Origin of the sequence: Allobosea sp. CER48 (genome assembly GCF_044752385.1) — a bacterium.
GTDB lineage: Bacteria > Pseudomonadota > Alphaproteobacteria > Rhizobiales > Beijerinckiaceae > Allobosea.
The window spans coordinates 1-2,674 of record NZ_JBIWYK010000420.1 but is presented as its reverse complement, the minus strand read 5'-3'; the positions used below and the strand labels follow the sequence as shown (position 1 = coordinate 2,674).

Here is a 2,674-nt window from a genome sequence, read left to right as displayed (position 1 = left end):
GCCGTCGACGAGGATACGCAGGCCGTATTCAACGTCATCACCGGCGCCGGCACACTGGGCGGCGCGGCCGGAGCCGACAGCGACCCGGATGGCGACGCACTTCAGCTCGTCTCGGCGAGCGCCGGCAACGGCACCGTGACCTTCCTGCCGGACGGTTCGATCACCTACACGCCCAACGCCAATTTCAACGGCACGGACACGATCGTCTATACGATCTCGGACGGCCAGGGCGGCACCGCCACGGCAACCGTCACCGTTGCGGTCGGCGCCGTCAACGACCCGCCGGTGGCGAGCCCGATCGTCGATCGCACCGTCCATGACGGCGACAACGTTTCTCTCGATGCAAGCGCCTTCTTCAGCGACCCCGATGGCGACGACCTCGGCTACACGGTCACGGGGCTGCCGCCGGGACTGACCTACGATCCCGCCACCGGGCTGATCTCCGGCAGCATCCTGCCGGACGCATCGGGGCCGACGGGCAGCGCGAGCTATACCGTGCAGATCACCGCCAGCGACGGCAGCGCCAGCACGGTGGCGAGCTTCACCTATACCGTTCTCAACCGGCCGCCCCTGGCCAACAACGACACGGCGACGACGGCCGAGGATACGCCGGTCGATATCCCCGTGCTGGCCAACGACAGCGATCCGGACGGCGATACCGGCGGCATCATCCGCGTCAACGGCGTCGCACTGACGGTCGGCGGCCCGCCGGTCGTCACCGCCAACGGCTCGGTCGCGCTGATAAGCGTCGGCGGCGTGGAGACGCTGCGCTTCTCGCCCGACGCCAATTTCAACGGCGTCGAGACCTTCAGCTATACGATCGACGACGGCAATTCCGGCATCGCCACGGCGACCGTGACGGTCACGGTCACGCCGGCGAACGACCAGCCCGACGTCGCGCCGATCCCGAACAGCACGCGCGCGGACGGCCAGAGCTTCAGCTACGATCTCGGCGCCTTCTTCAGCGATGTCGACGGCGACACGCTGACCTATGGGATCGAGGGCCTGCCCGCCGGCCTGACGATCGACCCGCTGACCGGCATCGTCACCGGCACCATCGACCGCAATGCCAGCCAGGGCGGCGACGGCGGCGTCTATGCGGTGACCGTCACCGCCAGCGACGGCACCGCCACCCGCTCCGCCACGTTCACCCTCACGGTCACGAATCCGGGACCGATCGCTGTCAACGACACCGCGACGACCGACGAGGACACGCCGGTCGAGATCTCGCCGCTGCTCAACGACAGCGATCCGGACGGCGACGCGCTCACCCTCACCGCGGCCAGTGCCGGCAATGGCACGGTGACGATCGCGAATGGCGTGATCACCTATGCGCCGAACGCCAATTTCAACGGCACGGACACGATCGTCTACGAGATCTCCGACGGCAATGGCGGCATCTCGAGCGCCGTGATCGTCGTGACGGTCAATCCGGTCAACGATGCGCCGGTGGCGGCGCCGATCCCGACCGTCAGCGACCATAACGGCGAGGCCGTTCTGCTCGACATCGGCAGCTATTTCAGCGACGCGGACCGCGACGATCTCGATTTCGCGATCAGCGGCCTGCCGCCGGGGCTGACCTACGATCCCGAGACGGGGATCATCTCGGGCACGCTGCCGCCCGATGCGTCCACGGGCGGCCCCTACACGGTGACGGTCACCGCCAGCGACGGCAATGGTGGCGCGACGACGACGACCTTCACCTGGGAGGTGCTGAGCACCCCGGCGCTGGCCGCCAACGACAGCTTCGAGGTCGGCGAGAACGAGAGCGCCACCGGCAACGTCCTGTCGAATGACGACGACGTCGGCGGCGGCACGCTCACGGTAACCGCGGTCGACGGCGTGGCGGGCAATGTCGGCCAGGCCGTTCGCGGCTCGCAGGGCGGCAGCTTCACCATCGATGCCGCGGGGAATCTCAGCTTCGACCCCGGCACCGATTTCGACGTGCTGCGCGCCGGCGAAACCCGCACCACCACGATCACCTATCAGGTCACCAATGCGGGCGGCGAGACCGACACCGCCACCGTCGTGGTCACGGTCAATGGCGTGAACGACCTGCCGATCGCCGGCACGCTGCCGGACCGCACCCGCTCCGACGGCGAGGCGATCGACTACAATGTCGGCAGCTTCTTCAGCGATGTCGAGGGCGAGGCGATCAGCTTCGTGATCGCCGGCCTTCCGCCGGGGCTCGACTACGACGGCATGACGGGCCGCATCTTCGGCACGCTCTCCGCCGACGCAAGCCAGGGCGGGGACAATGGCGACGGCATCTACACCGTGACCGTGATCGCCAGCGACGGCCATGACGGCACGACGGAGCGAACCTACCGGGTCATCGTGACGAATCCGGCGCCGACGGCTGTCAACGACAGCGCGACGACGCCGGAGGACACACCGCTCGAGATCCCGGTGCTGTCGAACGATATCGACCCTGACGGCGACAGCTTGACGCTCGATCCGGATTTCGTGCCGAGAGCCGGTCACGGCACGGTCAGCGTCACCGCCGATGGGACACTGATCTACACGCCGAACCCGAACTTCAACGGCACCGACACGATCGTCTATGGCATCACCGACGGCCAGGGCGGTTTCAGCACCGCGCTGGTGACCGTCGCCGTGACCGCGGTCAATGACGATCCCGTCGGCACGCCGATCGCCGACATGGATCTGAACG

1 protein-coding gene is annotated in these 2,674 nt (G+C 67.8%); it reads left to right on the top strand.

Annotated elements, in window-relative coordinates; translation table 11 throughout:
• A partial coding sequence (locus tag ACIPIA_RS13780; RefSeq protein WP_400510368.1) for an Ig-like domain-containing protein occupies positions 1 to 2,674 on the top strand: 2,674 nt, incomplete at both ends.